This window comes from Candidatus Avedoeria danica, assembly GCA_016703025.1.
Classification (GTDB): Bacteria; Chloroflexota; Anaerolineae; order Epilineales; family Epilineaceae; genus Avedoeria; species Avedoeria danica.
Genome location: JADJCV010000002.1, coordinates 22286 through 39032 on the forward strand (window position 1 = coordinate 22286; position 16747 = coordinate 39032).

Below are 16747 nucleotides of genomic sequence, written 5' to 3' on the forward strand. Positions count from 1 at the left end.
TGAGGGCCGCAGGCAGTGCGGCCGTATACTGACGATCCCGCCGTCCTCCCCGCGAGCCCCCACCCATGCCCCACACGATCATCGAGCCCTTCCGCATCAAGTCCGTCGAGCCGATCCGCCGCACGACGCGCGCCGAGCGCGAGGCCCACCTGCGCGCGGCCGAGTGGAACCTGTTCCAGGTGCCGGCGGATGCCGTCCTGATCGACCTGCTGACGGACAGCGGGACCGGGGCGATGAGCGTCCAGCAGTGGGCCGGGATGATGGTCGGCGACGAGAGTTATGCCGGCAGCCGGAGCTGGCCGGTGTTCCGCGACGCGGTGCGGGACATCTTCGGCTACGGCCACGTGATCCCGACGCACCAGGGGCGGGCGGCGGAGCGGATCCTGTTCTCCGTGATGTGCAAGGCGGGCGACATCGTCCCGAACAACACGCACTTCGACACGACGCGGGCCAACGTCGAGTTCGTCGGCGCGCGGGCGGTGGACCTGCCGTGCGCCGAGGCGGCCGACCCGGCGGAGAGCCACCCGTTCAAGGGCAACATGGACGTCGCGGCGCTCGACCGGCTGCTGACCGAGAACCGCGGGCGGGTGCCGCTCGTCATGCTGACGGTGACGAACAACTCGGGCGGCGGCCAGCCGGTGAGCATGGGCAACGCGACGGCCGTCAGCGAGACGTGCCACCGCCACGGCGTGCCGCTCTACTTCGACGCCTGCCGCTTCGCCGAGAACGCCTGGTTCATCAAGCAGCGCGAGCCGGGCTACGCCGACCACGCGCCGATCGACATCGCGCGGGCGATGATGGCCCTCGGCGACGGCTGCACGATGAGCGCCAAGAAGGACGGGATGGCGAACATCGGCGGCTTCCTGTGCACGAACGACGACGTGCTGGCGCGCCAGGAAGAGAACCTGCTGATCCTGACGGAGGGCTACCCGACGTACGGCGGCCTGGCCGGCCGCGACCTCGAGGCGATCGCCGTCGGATTGCACGAGGCGCTCGACGAGGACTACCTGGCCTACCGCGCCGCCAGCGTCGCCTACCTGGGCGACCACATCAGCCGCGCCGGCGTCCCGATCATCCAGCCGCCCGGCGGCCACGCCGTATATATCGACGCCAAGGCCTTCCTGCCGCACGTCCCGCCGGCCGCGCTGCCGGGCGTCGCGCTGGCGAATGCGCTCTACGTGCAGGGCGGCATCCGCTCGGTGGAGATCGGGACGCTGATGTTCGCGGATGCGGCGCGGATGGAGCTCGTCCGGCTGGCGGTGCCGCGGCGCGTGTATACGCAGAGCCACATCGACTACGTCGTCGAGACGATCCTCGAGGTCTTTGCCGAGCGCGAGGCGATCGGCGGACTGCGGATCGTCGAAGCCGCCCCCTTCTTGCGCCACTTCACGGCGCGCCTCGCGCCACTGGAGTCCTCCCGATGACCCCGCCACCGACCCGTTCCGTCCGCATCTGGCTCTGGACCGTCGCCGCTCTCGTGGCGGGGATGGTCGTCGTCGGCGGCTTCGTCCGTCTGTCGCGCGCCGGGCTGTCGATCGTCGAGTGGGATGCCGTGACGGGCGTCGTGCCGCCGATGGGCGAGGCGGCGTGGCAGGAGGCGTTCGCGCAGTACCAACAGAGCCCGGAGGGCCGGACCGTGAACGCCGACATGACGCTGGACGGCTACCGGCGGATCTTCCTCATCGAGTGGTTCCACCGGCTCGTCGCCCGCCTGGCCGGCCTGGCCGTGTTGCTGCCGCTCCTCGTCTTCCTCTTCCGCCGGACGATTCCGTGGCGGCGGAGCGGGCCCTATTGGGCGGTCGTCATCGGCTTCGGCCTCCAGGGTCTCCTCGGCTGGCTCATGGTCGCCAGCGGCCTCGTCGATCGGCCGAGCGTGAGCCACTACCGGCTGACGGCGCACCTGATGGCGGCGCTGGCGCTGCTGGCGTTCACGATCTGGCTGGCGATGCGCCCGGCGGAGGTCGCGGGTGACGCGACTTCGGCACGCGATGCGTCGCCCGAGCGGGCGCGCGACGACGGATCGGCGCGCCGGCTGCGCCGCTTGGGGTGGCTGCTCGTCGCGGTCGTGACGATCCAGATCGTGTGGGGCGGGTTGATGGCCGGGCTCAAGGCCGGCACGGTTTCGGACACGTGGCCGCGCATGCTCGGCCAACTGCTGCCCGACGGGCTGCTCAGCGCTGCGCCGACGTGGTGGCAGAGCGTGACCGAGGTGCCGCTCGGCGTGCACTGGGTCCACCGCTGGCTGGCATGGGCGGTCCTCGCCGTGGCCGCTGCGCTCGCCCTCGCGGCGCGCCGGGCGGGCGCGGGTCGGATCGCACGGCCGGCGGCGGCGCTCGTCGTGCTCGTGGGCGTGCAGATCGCGCTGGGCGTGACCGTCATCGTCCAGCACGTGCCGCTCTCGCTCGCGCTGCTCCACCAGGCCACCGGCGTGGCGGTGTTCGCGCTGACGGTCGTGACGTTCCACCGGTTGGCGACCGCCGGCCGCTGATGATCGTCATCGTCGGCGGCGGGATCATCGGCCTGGCGATCGGTTGGGAGCTGGCCAAGCGCGGCGTCCCGTCGACGATCGTCGAGCGCGGTGAAGCCGGCCGCGGCGCGTCATGGGCCGCCGCCGGGATGCTGCCGCCGCACGCCGAGGTCGAGCCGGCCGAGGAGCGGCTGCTGCCGCTGCTCCTCGCGGGGCGCGCGCTGTGGCCCGCATACGCCGCCGAGCTGTCGGCCGCGACCGGGATCGACGTCGACTACCGCACGGACGGCGCGCTGCTCGTCGCGCTCGATCGGGACGACGCGGCGCAGCTGAAGTTCAGGCACGATCTGCAGCAGCGTCACGGCCTGACCGTCGAGTGGCTGTCCGGCGCCGAGGCGCGGCAACTCGAACCGTACCTGTCGCGATCGACCACGGCCGCGGTGTTCAGCCCGGACGATCACTGCGTCGACAACCGCGCCGTCGTCGTCGCGCTCGCGGCGGCGTACCGGCGGGCGGGGGGCGTGCTGCGCGAGCACACCGAGGTCGTCGGGCTGCGGACCGAGCACGGACGGGTGGGCGGCGTCGATGTCGCGGTCGCCGTCGACGGTCGCGATGCGGGCGATGTGCGAGATATCGAAACACTGGCCGCCGACGCCGTCGTCGTCGCCGCCGGCGCGTGGTCGCGCGGCCTGCCGGGGCTGCCGGAGATCGCCCGGCCGCCGGTTCGGCCGGTGAAGGGACAGATGCTGGCGCTCCGGATGGATGCGGCCGCGCCGATCGTGACGCGGATGATCTGGGCGCCCGACGCCTACCTCGTGCCGCGCGGCGACGGGCGGCTGCTCGTCGGGGCCACGGTCGAGGAGCAGGGATTCGACACGACGCTGACGGCCGGCGGGATCCGCGGGCTGCTGGACGGGGCATGGGAGGCGGTGCCGGGCGTCGATGAGCTGCCGCTCGTCGAGACATGGGCGGGCCTGCGGCCGACGAGCCGCGACGACGCGCCGATCCTGGGGCCGACGGCCATCGACGGGCTGTGGCTGGCGACGGGGCATCATCGCAACGGCGTGCTGCTGGCGCCGATCACGGGGGCGCTGATCGCCGAGGGGTTGGTGACGGGGGGGATGCCGGAGGCGGGGCGGGGGTTCGGGGTGGAGCGGTTCGGGTGAGGGCGCGCATCGCGACTGCCTGCCTCGCCCTCGCTTTCGGCGCAATGGTCGCCCGTCCGACATCGGCGCAGCGGGGCGATCCGGTCGACGCGTTCCGCACGTGCGTGCGCGGCGAGATGGCGTCCGGCGGCCTGATCGGCGCATCCGTCGCCGTCATGCAGGACGGCGAACTCGTCATGGCCGAGGGCTTCGGGCGGAAGCACAAGGACCGGGACGACGCGGTCGACGCCGCGACGCAGTTCCGGATCGGGTCGACGACGAAGATGCTCTCCGCGGCCGGCGTGCTGCGCCTCGTCGACCGCGGTCTTGTTGACCTCGACGCGCCGCTGTCGCGCTACGTGCCGGAGGTGCGCTTCGCCGAGCCGGGGTTCGAGGACCGGGTGACGATCCGCGACCTCCTGCAGCACACGAGCGGGCTGCCGGACAACTCGGCGACGCAGGAATCGGACCTCTACGGCAAGCCCGACCCGGCGGCGATGGGCCGCTGGGTGCTCGAGCAGGGGGCGACGATCCCGTTCAACCCGCCCGGGCGGTTCTGGAACTACTCGAGCGCCAACTACATGTATCTGGGCCACGTGATCGAGCGCGTCAGCGGCATGGGCTTCCCGGAGTACATGCAGCGCGAGGTCTTCACGCGGGCCGGGATGCGGGACACGACGATGTTGGCCGGCGAGGTCGAGGCGCGCGGGAACTTCGCGTTCGGGCACTGGAACGACATCTTCAATGGCGGCTTGGCGATCTGGCGGCCGAGCGATCAGGACAATTGGGCGCGCCACCCCACGGGCTACGCCCACAGCACGGCCGGCGACCTCGTGCGCTGGGCGACGGTGCTCATGGACGGCGGCGGCGACGTGTTGACGCCGGCGTCGGCGCGCCTCATGACGTCGCCGCTCGTGGCGATGGAGTCGGCCGAAGGCGAGGCCTACGGCTTCGGGGTCATCACCCAGTCCCACGGGAACGTCACGTTGAAGCGGCACCCCGGCAGCGCCTGGGGCTGGATGGCGACGCTCGACTGGGTGCCCGAGCGGCGCTTCGCGGTGGCGACGCTGACGAACGGCTTCGGCGCGCTCTACGGCTCCGCCACGTGTGCGATCGACGCCTTCCTCGTCCCCGCGCCCTCGACGTCGCCCCGCCCGAGCTGCCCCCAGCGGCCCGATGCGTGGCCGGTGCTGGCCGGGCACTACGCCGGCCACACGAACGTCGGCACGCCGTGGTCGTGGGACGTCGACATCGTCGACGGCGTGCTGACGACGACCGTCACCCGCGCCGACGGCCGGCAGGTGCGCACCGCGATGGCCCAGGACTGCGGCCTGGCGTACGCAAACGGGCCGCGCAGCTTCCGGATCGACACGGATGGCAACGGCAGCGTCGACCAAGTGGTGACGTTCTTCGACGATCCGGTCGAGCCGGGTGTGGTTTGGATCCGCAATCGGTTCTTCGTCCTGCGGCGGGGGGCGCCGGCGGGTTCACGGATACTTCTGCCGTACGTCGCACGACTGGACAGCCGTTGAAACGTTGGCTGGCAGTGTTGTCCCGTTCTCCATCGAGTGCCCTGCGCTGGCCCCCTCCCCCGGCGCGCTGTGCGCGCCGACCCCGCCCCCAATGCTGAGGGCGGGGTGAAACCAAGCGCGCCCTGGCCTGCCGAGCTGTCCCCAACAGGTCCCTCCACCAGAATTGGGGGAGGGACAGGCCGGCGAAGCCGGCCAGGGAGGGGGCCCGCGCGGGACAGGCTACCGAGAACGGGACAGCCCTGCGTTGGCTGGCGACAGCACACTTGGCGTGGGACAATGCGTTGCCCTCGGCTCATCGTGCCCCTGTCGCGGAGTCCCAGGTATGCCCCCCCTGCCCACCGGCACCGTCACCTTCCTCTTCACCGACATCGCCGGCAGCACCGCCCTGTGGGAGCGCGACCGCGACGCGATGCAGACCGCCCTCGCGCAACACGACGCCCTTCTTCGCACAGCCATCGAGTCCCGCGGCGGCCACGTCTTCAAGACCGTCGGCGACGGCCGAGGCGCTGCACCCGCGCGCCCGGGTGCGCGTGGTCGAGGCCGATGACCTCGCAGCGACCAACGGGTGCGCGTCTATCGATCCGACGTCGCGCGACGCCGGCGGCGTCTGGGCCCGCCTCGAAGCGACGCTCCGCGGCGACTCCGCCGACGCCGTCACGCTCACGATCGCCGAAGCCGCCGATCTGGCCCGCCACAAGCCCGCGAACTGGCGCGAGTGGCGCCTTGGCCGCGGCAAGTCGACGTTACTGCGGCGCCTGGAGCTGGACACGGCCATCGCGGGGCTGCGCGGCGAGATAACCCGACGCGAGGACCGCGTCACGTTCTTCCTCTCGCTGAGTACGTACGCCCCCGCCCGCCCCGGCGACCCGCCGCCCGACCTGCGGGTGCCGCAGGTGCGCATCGAGCCGTTGTCGGAGGACCAAGTGCGCGATTTCGACCGTCGAATCCCGCGCGGAACATGACAGGAAGATGAGACCCCGACCGAAACCTTATACAAAGTCTCGATGTATAGGGTTTCACTCGTTACACTGGTCGTCACAACGGTTGGCCGCGTCCTCGAGTGGCAACCATGCATCACCCACTGTTGAACGAAGGGCGTGCGGTCGTTCCGCGGCCGCCGGCGCTGCACTCGTTCGCACCATGACCAGGAGATTGCCCTTCATGAAGCGCTCTACCTTTGCCGCGGCCGCGCTCGCTGTCCTTGGAACGTGGCTGGCTGCCCAGCCGGCCGCCGCCCAAGACAACCAGGCGCGGGTACGCGTCGTGCACGCCTCGCCGGACGGCCCCGCCGTCGACGTATGGGTGGCGGACAAGCCCGCCTTCACGAACGCATCGTTCAAGGGCATCACCGCGTATGCCGGCCTGGCCGCAGGCAAGTACGGTGTCAAGGTGGTCCCGACGGGCAAGACCGAGCCGGCGGTCATCGATGCCAACCTCGACCTGGCGGCAGGAACGGACTACACCGTGGTAGCGGTGGGCAAGCTGGCGGAGATCGCACCGCTGGTGCTGACTGACAACAACGCCGCGCCGGCCGCGGGCAAGGCCCATGTCCGGTTCGTCCACGCTTCGCCCGACGCGCCGGCGGTGGACATCGCCGTGGCCGCCGGCGGCCCGGTGCTCTTCAAGAACATCGCCTTCAAGCAGACGGGTGACTACCTGCCCGTGGACGCCGGCACCTACGCCCTCGATGTCCGCCCGACGGGCACGGACACGGTAGCGCTGTCGGTTCCGGGCCTGACGCTGGAGGCCGGAACGGTCTACACCATCTTCGCCATGGGCCTTGCCGGCGGCGAGCCGGCGCTGGTGGCGGTGCCGAGCGTGGACGCCAAGGCCTCCTCGGGCCAAGCGATGCCGGCATCGATGCCCAAGACCGGCTCCGGTGGGCCGGCCCGCCAGATGCGCACGCTGTTCCTCGCCGCGGCCGGGTTGCTGGTCATCCTGGGCCTCGGGATCCGCCGGCAGATCGCTTCGCCACAACGCTAGTACTCTGTCACTCGACACGCTTCGGCTATCCGACAGAGGCAGTTGTCCGCAGACCCTGCAGTGACAGAGCACTAGGCGCTCCACGCCTTCCGACAGTGGCGTAGGCCAACACGTGCGGTGCGACCCGTCGAACGAGGTCGCACCGCACGTTCGGTGTTCTTCGACGCGCACAACGGCAATGATGGCCGTGCGCCGCACCATCGCTTGCCCCCAACCCCCGATCGTCCTACCCTCCCCCGCGTTTGGCCGCCCCCGCATCTACGCCCGTACCCGTATCGCACCCAGGACGACATGCCTCCATGTATGCCAAGGCCGTCTTCGAAACCATCCAGCAGCGCGATCCGAACCAGCCCGAGTTCCACCAGGCCGTCTGGGAGGTCCTCGAGACGCTCGAGCCCGTCTTCGAGCGCAACCCGCAGTACCGCGAGGCCGCCATCCTGGAGCGGCTGACGGAGCCGGAGCGCGTGATCACGTTCCGCGTGCCGTGGGTGGACGACAGCGGCAAGGTGCAGGTGAACCGCGGGATGCGGGTGCAGTTCAACAGCGCGATCGGGCCGTACAAGGGCGGGCTGCGGTTCCATCCGTCCGTGAACCTGTCGATCATCAAGTTCCTCGGCTTCGAGCAGATCTTCAAGAACGCCCTGACCACCCGCCCGATCGGCGGCGGCAAGGGCGGCAGCGACTTCGATCCCAAGGGCAAGTCGGACGGCGAGGTCATGCGCTTCTGCCAGTCGTTCATGACCGAGTTGTTCCGCCACATCGGCCCGAACATCGACGTCCCGGCCGGCGACATCGGTGTCGGCGGGCGCGAGATCGGCTTCCTGTTCGGGCAGTACAAGCGGCTGACGAAGAGCTGGGACGGCGTCCTGACGGGCAAGGGCTGGGGTTGGGGCGGGTCGCTCATCCGGCCCGAGGCCACCGGCTACGGCCAGGTCTACTTCCTGCGCGAGATGCTGAAGGCCCGCGGCGACACGATCGAAGGCCGCACGTGCACGGTCAGCGGCAGCGGCAACGTCTCGCAGTACTGCATCGAGAAGGTCCTCGACTACGGCGGCAAGGTCGTCACGGCCTCGGACTCGAACGGCTTCGTGCACGATCCGGCCGGCATCGATCGCGAGAAGCTGGCGTGGATCATGGACCTCAAGAACGTCCGCCGCGGCCGGATCGAGGAGTACACCGCCCAGTTCGCGGGCAGCACGTTCCACGCCGGGAAGCGCCCGTGGGCCGTCCCGTGCGACATCGCGCTGCCGTGCGCGACGCAGAACGAGATCGAGGCGGCCGACGCCAAGGCGCTCGTCGCGGGCGGGTGCAAGGCGGTCAGCGAGGGCGCGAACATGCCGTCGACGCTGGAGGCGATCGACATCTTCCACGGCGCCGGCATCGCCTTCGGTCCGGCCAAGGCCGCGAACGCGGGCGGGGTGGCGACGTCGGCGCTCGAGATGACGCAGAACGCGCAGTTCGACAACTGGGACCGTGCCCAGGTGGACGCCCAGCTCGACCGGATCATGACCGGCATCCATGCCGCGGCGGCCGGTGCGGCCGAGACCTACGGCGTGAAGGGCAACCTCCTGGCCGGCGCGAACATCGCCGGCTTCCTGAAGGTGGCGAACGCGATGCTCGACCAGGGCCTCGTCTAGCCGACCGGTACGACGAACACATGGCGATGGGGGAGGACGGCCGGAGCGGCGCGATCGCATCGCCCGGTCGTCCCGCGCCGTTGCCCGGCCCCGCGCCCGACCTCGAGGCGATCGTCGAGGCGTACGACGTCCAGACCAGCCAGCTCCAGACGCTGCTGTCGTTCCGCGTCCGGCGGGTCCTTCTGGTCGCCAGCCTGTACGACTCGTACACGCTGTCCGAGGGCGCCCATCTGGCCGAGCTGATCTTCACGACGTACCAGAGCTTGTCGCTCGAAGGCCCGCCGGAGATCACCCGCGTCTCGACCCGCGCCCGCGCGCTCGAGGCGCTCGCCGAGCGTCCATTCGACATCGTCATTACGATCGCCGCCGTCAACGATGTCGGCGCTTCCGACTTCGGGCGGCAGGCCAAAGCGCTGTGCGCCGACGTGCCCGTGTTCATCATGGCCTACGACATGCGCGAGCTGTTCGGCATCCCCGGCGGACCGGGCGCGATCCCGCACATCGACGGCGTGTTGCTCTGGCGGGGCGATGTCCGGCTGTTCCTCGCGATCATCCGCCTCCTCGAGGACAGCCGCAACGCCGAGCACGACGCCCGCGTCGGCGGGGTGCGCAGCATCATCCTGGTGGAGGACAGCGTCCCGTTCATCTCGTCTTACCTGCCGCTCGTCTTCAGCGCGCTGACGCGCCAGACGGACCAGCTCATCGCCCAGAGCCTGAACCTCGATCAGCGGCTGCTGCGGCGCCGGCTGCGGCCGCGGCTGCTCCTGGCGACGACGTTCGAGGAGGGCTGGGCGCTCTACCAAGCGTCACAAGACCACGTCCTGGCCGTGATCAGCGACGTCCGGTTCCCGCGCGGCGGCGTCGACGACAACGAGGCCGGCCTCGAGCTGCTGCGGCAGATCCGCGCCGTCGACGCCGAGACGCCGCTCCTCCTGCAATCGTCCCAGGACCGCTTCCGTGCGGACGCCGAGGTGCTCGGCGCGGCCTTCGTGAACAAGAACTCGCCGACGCTGTTGAACGAGTTCAACAACTTCATGCTCGACCGACTGGGCTTCGGTGAATTCGTGTTCCGCGGCGAGGACGGCGCCGAGGTCGCTCGGGCCGCCGACGTCGATGCGCTGGTGGGCGTGCTGCCGACATTGCCGGACGACGTGCTGGTCGGGCACGCAAAGCGCAACGGCTTCTCGAACTGGCTGATGGCCCGCACCGAGTTCGCTCTGGCGTCCGAGCTGCGCACGCTCCATGTCGACGACTTCGCCACCACGGGCGACATGCGGGCGTTCCTCATCGATCGCCTGCAGCAGACCCGCGACGCGCTTCGCCGCGGCCAGGTCGTCGACTTCGCCGCCGCCCGCGCCGACGCCCGCGACACGTTCGTGCGCATCGGCAGCGGCAGCTTGGGGGGGAAGGGACGCGGTCTGGCCTTCACGTTCGACCTGCTGTCGCGCGGCGACATCGCCCGCGACCTGCCGCGGATCCGCCTGTTCGTGCCGACGACGGCCGTCCTGGCCACCGATGTCTTCGACGCCTTCGTCGGCGCCGCCGACCTGCAAGCGTTCGCGCTGCGCGAGTCGGATGACCACGCCATCCTCGCGCGCTTCCTTGAAACGCCGCTGCCGCCGCATGTGAGCGCCGATCTGGCCGCCTTCCTCGCGCGCGCCGACCAGCCGCTGGCCGTGCGCTCCTCGAGCCTGCTCGAGGACTCGCACCACCTGCCGGCCGCCGGCGTCTACCCGACGCACATGCTGCCCAACAACGCTGCGACGCCGGGGGAGCGACAGGCGGCGCTCGAAGCGGCCATCAAGCACATCTACGCCGCGACGTACTTCACGGCGGCCAAGGCGTACTTCGCCGCGACGCCGAACCGCGTCGAGGACGAGAAGATGGCCGTCGTCATCATGCAGATCGTCGGCGATCGGTACGGCGACGTGGTGTATCCGCACTTCTCAGGTGTGGCGCAGTCGCACAACTTCTATCCGGTGCGCGACATGCGGGCCGAGGAAGGCATCGCGACCGTCGCGCTCGGGCTCGGCAAGACGGTCGTCGACGGCGGGCGGGCGGTACGGTTCTCGCCCGCCCACCCCGAGTGGCTGCCGCAGCTCTCGCTGCCCGAGGACATCCTGGCCAACGCTCAGCGCACGTTCTGGGCGTTGGACGTTACCCGCCCGGCCAGCTTTCACAATCCGGAGCCCGAGTCGGCGCTCGTCGAACTCGGGCTGGCGGACGCCGAGCGCCACGATACGCTTTGGCCGGTCGCCTCGGTCTACGTGCCGGACAACGACGCGGTGTACGACGGGCTGTCGCGGCCCGGTGTGCGGCTCGTGACCTTCGCGCCGATCCTGAAGCACCACCTCCTGCCGCTGTGCGAGACGCTGCAGCGGCTGCTCGAGCTCGGCACGCTTGGCATGTCCGGCCCGGTCGAAATCGAGTTCGCGGTCTGCCTGCGCCCGTCGCCCGCGCCGCACGAGTTCGCGTTCCTGCAGATCCGCCCGCTCGTCCTTGGCACGGCAGCCCAGGCGATCGATTTGACCGCCATCGCGCCGTCGGACGCCTTCATCGCGTGCAGCAAAGCCCTTGGCGTCGGCCGGACCGTCGATGTGACCGACATCGTCACCGTCCGGCGTGATGTGTTCGATCGGCAGCGCACAGCCGACATCGCGCTCGAGGTCGCAGCCGTCAACGCCGCGCTGCAGGCCGAGGGCCGACCGTACTTGCTGGTCGGCCCAGGACGGTGGGGCACCGCCGACCGCTGGCTCGGCATCCCGGTGGCCTGGCGCGACATCGCCGGTGCGCGCGTCATCGTCGAATGCGACCTGGCCGGCATGCCGGTCGAGCCGTCGCAGGGGACGCACTTCTTCCACAACATGACGAGCCTGGGTATCGGCTACTTCACCGCCAGCGAGCGCCGCGGCGCGCTGATCGACTGGGATTGGCTGGATGCGCAGCCGGTGGCGCGCGAGACGGCGTGGGTGCGGCACCATCGGCTGGTGGAGCCGATGGAGGTCCTCATCGACGCGCGGAGCGGCGAGGGGGCGGTGGTGAAGGTGGCGAGGGAGCCGGACGACGAGTGACCCGCGTCCGTTCTTCCCCCCACCGGCCAACGACCATGATTGCCCGTCGCGATGACCCACCGGTAGGGGCATTTTGGCCGATGGGGATCTTGCCGATGGGAACGATTCGCGGCGCAGCTACCCCCCCGGCCGCCATGCCACGTCGCCCACGCCCGCCCGCGCGTTCGCGTACCGCGCCGCCATGAACAGGTAGTCGCTCAGCCGGTTGAGATACATGACGACGGGCGGACTGATCGTTTCCCCCGCCTTGGCCGCCGCCAGGACCCGACGTTCGGCGCGCCGGCAGACCGTGCGCGCCAAGTGGAGCGCACCGGCGAGGGGCGTGCCGCCGGGCAGGATGAACGCCGATAGCGGCGGCAGCGTCGACGTGAGCGCGTCGATCTCCCCCTCGAGTTCGGTCGCCCACGCGGGCGGCACGCGCTTCAGCCAGTCGCCCGCCGCGGTGTCCGGTGGTGTGGCGAGGTCGGCGCCGAGATCGAACAGGCGGTCCTGGATGTGGCGCAGGGCGGCGACGAGGTCGCCCGGGGCGTCCGCTCCGCCCAGGGCGAGCGCCAGGCCGATCGTGCTGTTCAGCTCGTCGACGTCGCCGTAGGCCTCGACCCGCGGGTGGGTCTTGGGGACGCGGTCGCCGCCGAACAGGCCCGTCTCACCTTTGTCGCCGGTCCGGGTATAGATCTTCACGGGACCGTCACGTCGCTCGCTTGCGCGGCGTCCGCTTGGCCGCGGGCGTGGCGGGCGTGGCGGGCGTGGCGGGCATGCGCTCGGCATCCTCGATCGCGTCGAGGAGGATGCGGGCGATCCGCTGCGTCGCGGTGCGGCCGGCGGTCACCGGTGCGGGCGGTGGCGACGCGGGTTCGGGCCGCCCGGTCGCGACCGACGTGGGGGCGGCGGATGCCGGCGGCGCCGCGTCCAATGCCGCCGTGTCCATCGCGGGGGCGCTTTCGGCGGCCGGCCCGATGTCTGCGGGGCGCATCGCACCCGCGTCCGTCGATGGGGCGAACGACGTTGGCGGTGCCGCGACCGGCACGTACGCCGCACCGGGCGTTGACGGCGCCGGCGCCGGTGCCACGTCGGCCGGGTCGACGACGCCGCGGCGCCACGGCGGGGCGAAGATCGTCTCGGGTGTCGACGGCGGCGCGCTCGGGTTGGCCGGCTCGACGGCCGATGGCTGCACGGGGGCGAAACCGGCCGCTGCGGGTGCTTGGTCGGACCCGGCCGGCGGGGCGAACTGTGCGAACCGGGCGGTCTCGGAGGCGGTCGCCGCGCCGGCGAACGACTCGCCGAGCGGCTCGGCGATCACGCCCTCCTCGGCCTCGACGGCTGCGGCGGCGGCCGCGGGGTCTTCGGCATCCGTCTGGGGAGCGGGCGGGCCGAGCGGTGAGAGCTCACGTGAGCCGGCCACGCGGAAGAGGTCGCCGACGGCCCGGGCCGTCGGCAAGCTGTCGGAGCGGACGACGAGCGCCGTGGCGCCTTCGCCGATCGCCTGGAGGACCTCGGCCTGGTGGACCTTGGGCACCCGCACCGTCTCCGAGATCGCGCCGAGCGCCCCGCCGACGAGGGCGCCGATGACGGCGCCGAGCGCGAGGGCCAGCAGCCAGCCGACGGCCTCGGGCGCCAGCGCCGTGCCGGCGTAGTAGCCGAGCGCGGCGCCGATCAACGCACCGGCCACGACGCCGGCCATCGGACCGCGGTGGGCGGGCAGGCCGGCCTCGCGCGCCAAGCCGCGCTGCGTGTCGAGGTCCCCGTGCACGACGCTGATCTGATCGAGGTCGAGCGGCGACGCCGCCAGCTGGTTCAGCACGCGGCGGGCGGTGTCCAGGTCATCGAACAGGCCGAGGACAACGGTCTTCATGACGGTCCTTCCCCTTTGGTCGACGGCACACGGCCGGTCACGGCGCTGCCCCGATGCGAATCGGGACGCTGTACGGCGGGTCGAGGAAGTTGCCGTCCTTCTTCACGAGCACCAGCCGCACAGTGTAGTCGCCCGGTGCCAGGCTGGCTGCGTCCAGCACCTCGAGCTGGCCGTCGACGACGGCGGTCGTGTGCGTCTGGCCGAGCGTCATCCACTCCGCGGGCACGACGTCGCGCCGGCTGAGCTCGACCTTGAAGTACTCGATCTCGGATGGGTTGAACGTCACGGTGCCGGTCAATACGGTCCGGCCGTCGAGCCGGGTGCCGGGGACGAGGTTCAGGCGATAGACGCTCTGCGAGTACGCCGTGCGGCCTGTGGCGGTGATGCCGAACGTGGCCGAGATCGGCACGTCGGGCCCGGGCAGCGACCCTGGCGCCAGCGCCGCGTCGACGAGCGCCTGGCTGCATACCTCCGACGGCTCGATCGCCGCGAACCCGTTCGTGCGCGCCCACTCGATCGCCCCGGCGCGCTCCTGCTCCTCGGCCGGCAGCGGCAGAACGGCCACGCCCTGCACCTTGTCCGCCCCAAAACCCGTCACCGCGTCCGGTGCGCACAGCACGGCCGGTGCCCACTTCAGCGGCTTCTTCTCTGCCTCGGCCTGCGCGATCAGCTCCGGTGGCGGCGGCCCCTGCGGCACGACGACGGCGCCGAGCGTGGCCCAGACGTCGCCGCCGGCGGCGGGTGCGATGGGCTGGCCGTCGACGCCGAGCGGGGCGGCGGGCGGGGGGGCGGCGCCGTCGACGGGCGCTCCGGGCGCGCTTTGGGCGACGGCGTCATCGCCGCCGCCGGCGAACGCCTCGAGGAAGTACTCGCTCTTGTACTCGCGACATGCCGTGCCGAGGTTGTTCAGCGACAGGACGTTGCAGACGCTGCGCTCGACGACGTTGTCCGGCTGCTCGAAGCGCGAGACCCACTCGAGACCGAACATCGCCCGCGCCTCTTCGACAACGGCCTTGCGCTCGTCGTCGAAGAGGATGCCGCGCATGACGGCGCCCCAGATCGGCGCCGCACCGGTCAGGCCGCTCGAGCGGTTCATCGCCGAGTTGTCGCTGTTGCCGGCCCAGACGCCGACGACGAGGCTCGGGGTGTAGCCGAGCGTCCAGTTGTCTCGATAGTCGTTCGTGGTGCCGGTCTTGGCGGCGGCGGCCACGCCGAGGTAGAGCGGCGAGCGGCTGCCGAAGGCCGGGGCGCGGGCGTCGTTGTCCGCCAGGAACTGGGTGACGATATAGGCGGCGCCCGGGTCGACGGCGGGCTCGGGCTCGAGGGCCTTCGTATCGTCCTTCAGGCTGTAGAGGATCTTGCCGGCGGTGTCGGTGATCGTCAGGACGGTGTGCGGCCGGATCAGCTCGCCCATGTTGGCGAGCGTTCCGTAGGCCGTCGTCAGGTCGAGCAGCGTGACCTCGCCGCCGCCGAGCGTGAGCGAGAGGCCGTAGTCCCACGGGTCGCGCTGCAGGCCGGTGATCCCCATCTTGTGCGCCGTCTCGACGGTCAGCTCGACGCCCGCCTTGCCGGCATCGTCCTTGTGGTCCGGGTGGGGGGTGATCCGGTCGAGGACCTTGAGGGCCGGGATGTTGTAGGAGTTCGCGAGCGCCGTTCGGAGGCGCACCGGGCCGTGGAACGTGTCGTCGTAGTTCTTGGGCTCGTAGAGCACGCCGTTCGGGTAGAGCTTCCACGGCACGTCCCAGATCAGCGTCGCGGGCGACATGCCGTTGGCGATGGCGGTCACGAACGTCAGCGGCTTGATGCTCGAGCCGGGCTGGCGCTCCCGGACGGCCACGTTCACCCGCCCGTCGATCGCGTCGTTCCAGTAGTCGGCGCTGCCGACCATCGCGATGACCTGCCCGGTCCGCGGCTCCATCGCCACGACGGCGCCGTTCGTCAGGTGCTGCGCCTCGGCCAGCTTGGCGACCTGCTCGGAGACCTCCGCCTGCGCCATTCGCTGCGTCTCGAGGTCGAGCGTCGTGACCACGTTCAGCCCGCCGCGGGCCAGCCGGTCCGAGCCGACGAGATCCTCGATGACCTTCTCGACGTGGACGACGAAGTGCGGCGCCTCGAAGCGGTCGTTGTCCGGCTTGCGGAACGTGAGGTTCGTCTTCATCGCCCGGTCCGCCTCGGCCTGCGTGATCACCTTGCGCTCGGCCATCAGGTTCAGGACGACGCGCTGCCGGTCCTTCACGCGCTCCTGGACCTCGGGGTCCGGGTCGAGCGGGTCGTAGTAGCGGGGCGCCTGCGGCAGGCCGATGAGGAGCGCAGCCTCGGCCAGGTTCAGGTCGACGGCGCTCTTGTCGAACACGGTCAGGGCCGCCGCCTCGATGCCGTAGGCCAGATTGCCGTAGTAGATCTCGTTGAGGTACCACTCCAGGATCTGGTCCTTGCTGTACTGTCGCGTCAGCATGACCGCCAGCACGAGCTCCTTGGCCTTGCGCTTGTAGCTCCGCGCCAGGCGCTCCTCGTTCGTGAAGGCCACGTGCCGCACGAACTGCTGCGTGATCGTGCTCCCGCCCCCGCCGCTCGACGTCGCCTCGGCGTCGCCGAGCGTGCGTTCCCCGAGCGCCCGAACCTCGCCGAGCACCGCCCGCGCGATCCCCTCGACGTCGATGCCCGGGTTCCGCTCGAACGTCTCGTCCTCGACGGCGATCGTGCCCTTCACGACGAACGACGCGATCTGCGCGAGCGGCACGTACGTCCGCCGCCCCTCGCCGATCACCTGCCGCAGCAGCACGCCCTGCCGGTCGAGGATGTTCGTCGTCTCGAACGTCGTGCGCTCCTCGAGGTTCTGGATGTGCGCCAGATTCTCTCTCAGCTCGCCCGACAGCGTCGCGTACGCGATGCCCGCCGCCGCCAACCCGACGGCCGCGATGGCCGCCGGCACGCCGGCGACGGCCGCGACGAGCACGCCGAGGCGGCTCTTGCGGGCACGCAGGCGCGTGAGGCGGCGCTCGAGGAGGATGCGCTCGAGGGGGGTGATGGACATGGGGGCGATTATACGCATGGGGGATG

Annotated in this window: 12 protein-coding genes; 9 read left to right on the plus strand and 3 right to left on the minus strand. The window is 71.1% G+C overall.

The annotated features are described in order from the left end of the window. The first annotated feature begins 65 nt into the window (after window positions 1-65). The 9 genes from IPG72_01305 to IPG72_01345 all read left to right on the plus strand — a co-directional run bounded on the left by IPG72_01305 (window position 66) and on the right by IPG72_01345 (window position 11835). Window positions 66-1424, plus strand: a complete 1359-nt coding sequence (locus IPG72_01305) for a tryptophanase (protein MBK6767675.1) — start codon at window positions 66-68, stop codon at window positions 1422-1424. Beyond that, the gene (locus IPG72_01310) at window positions 1421-2488 is read left to right on the plus strand and encodes a COX15/CtaA family protein (protein ID MBK6767676.1); all 1068 of its coding nucleotides are present in this window, start codon (window positions 1421-1423) and stop codon (window positions 2486-2488) included. The genes IPG72_01305 and IPG72_01310 overlap by 4 nt, the downstream gene beginning before the upstream one ends. Beyond that, complete coding sequence (thiO, locus tag IPG72_01315) at window positions 2488-3633, plus strand: glycine oxidase ThiO (GenBank protein ID MBK6767677.1); 1146 nt, start codon at window positions 2488-2490, stop codon at window positions 3631-3633. The genes IPG72_01310 and thiO overlap by 1 nt, the downstream gene beginning before the upstream one ends. Beyond that, entirely contained in the window at window positions 3630-5144 is a 1515-nt protein-coding gene (locus tag IPG72_01320) for a beta-lactamase family protein (protein MBK6767678.1), read from the plus strand. Before thiO ends, IPG72_01320 begins: the two co-directional genes overlap by 4 nt. A gap of 322 nt (window positions 5145-5466) precedes the next feature. Further along, window positions 5467-5691 carry a hypothetical protein gene (locus IPG72_01325; GenBank protein MBK6767679.1) on the plus strand — a complete coding sequence of 75 codons (225 nt, stop codon included), beginning with the start codon at window positions 5467-5469 and terminating at the stop codon, window positions 5689-5691. Beyond that, a complete protein-coding gene (locus tag IPG72_01330) occupies window positions 5669-6106 on the plus strand; it encodes a hypothetical protein (protein MBK6767680.1) in 438 nt (145 codons plus the stop codon). Before IPG72_01325 ends, IPG72_01330 begins: the two co-directional genes overlap by 23 nt. 199 nt (window positions 6107-6305) lie before the next feature. Next, window positions 6306-7127, plus strand: coding sequence for a DUF4397 domain-containing protein (locus IPG72_01335; protein MBK6767681.1), 822 nt, complete (start codon window positions 6306-6308; stop codon window positions 7125-7127). A 299-nt stretch (window positions 7128-7426) separates the two neighbouring features. After that, entirely contained in the window at window positions 7427-8764 is a 1338-nt protein-coding gene (gene gdhA, locus IPG72_01340; protein MBK6767682.1) for an NADP-specific glutamate dehydrogenase, read from the plus strand. Window positions 8765-8784: 20 nt separating this feature from the next. Further along, window positions 8785-11835 carry a histidine kinase gene (locus IPG72_01345; GenBank protein MBK6767683.1) on the plus strand — a complete coding sequence of 1017 codons (3051 nt, stop codon included), beginning with the start codon at window positions 8785-8787 and terminating at the stop codon, window positions 11833-11835. Window positions 11836-11952: 117 nt separating this feature from the next. On the opposite strand, the gene IPG72_01350 is transcribed toward IPG72_01345, so the two are convergent. From IPG72_01350 to IPG72_01360, 3 genes are read right to left on the minus strand one after another with little or no spacing between them, the layout of a single operon-like run. Then, window positions 11953-12516: a cob(I)yrinic acid a,c-diamide adenosyltransferase gene (locus tag IPG72_01350; GenBank protein ID MBK6767684.1), complete on the minus strand. Its 564-nt coding sequence runs from the start codon at window positions 12514-12516 to the stop codon at window positions 11953-11955. 7 nt (window positions 12517-12523) lie between these two features. Next, window positions 12524-13687, minus strand: a complete 1164-nt coding sequence (locus tag IPG72_01355; GenBank protein ID MBK6767685.1) for a hypothetical protein — start codon at window positions 13685-13687, stop codon at window positions 12524-12526. Window positions 13688-13724: 37 nt separating this feature from the next. Next, window positions 13725-16721 (minus strand): transglycosylase domain-containing protein, encoded by a 2997-nt coding sequence (locus IPG72_01360; GenBank protein ID MBK6767686.1) that lies wholly within the window; start codon window positions 16719-16721, stop codon window positions 13725-13727. Window positions 16722-16747: the final 26 nt, after the last annotated feature.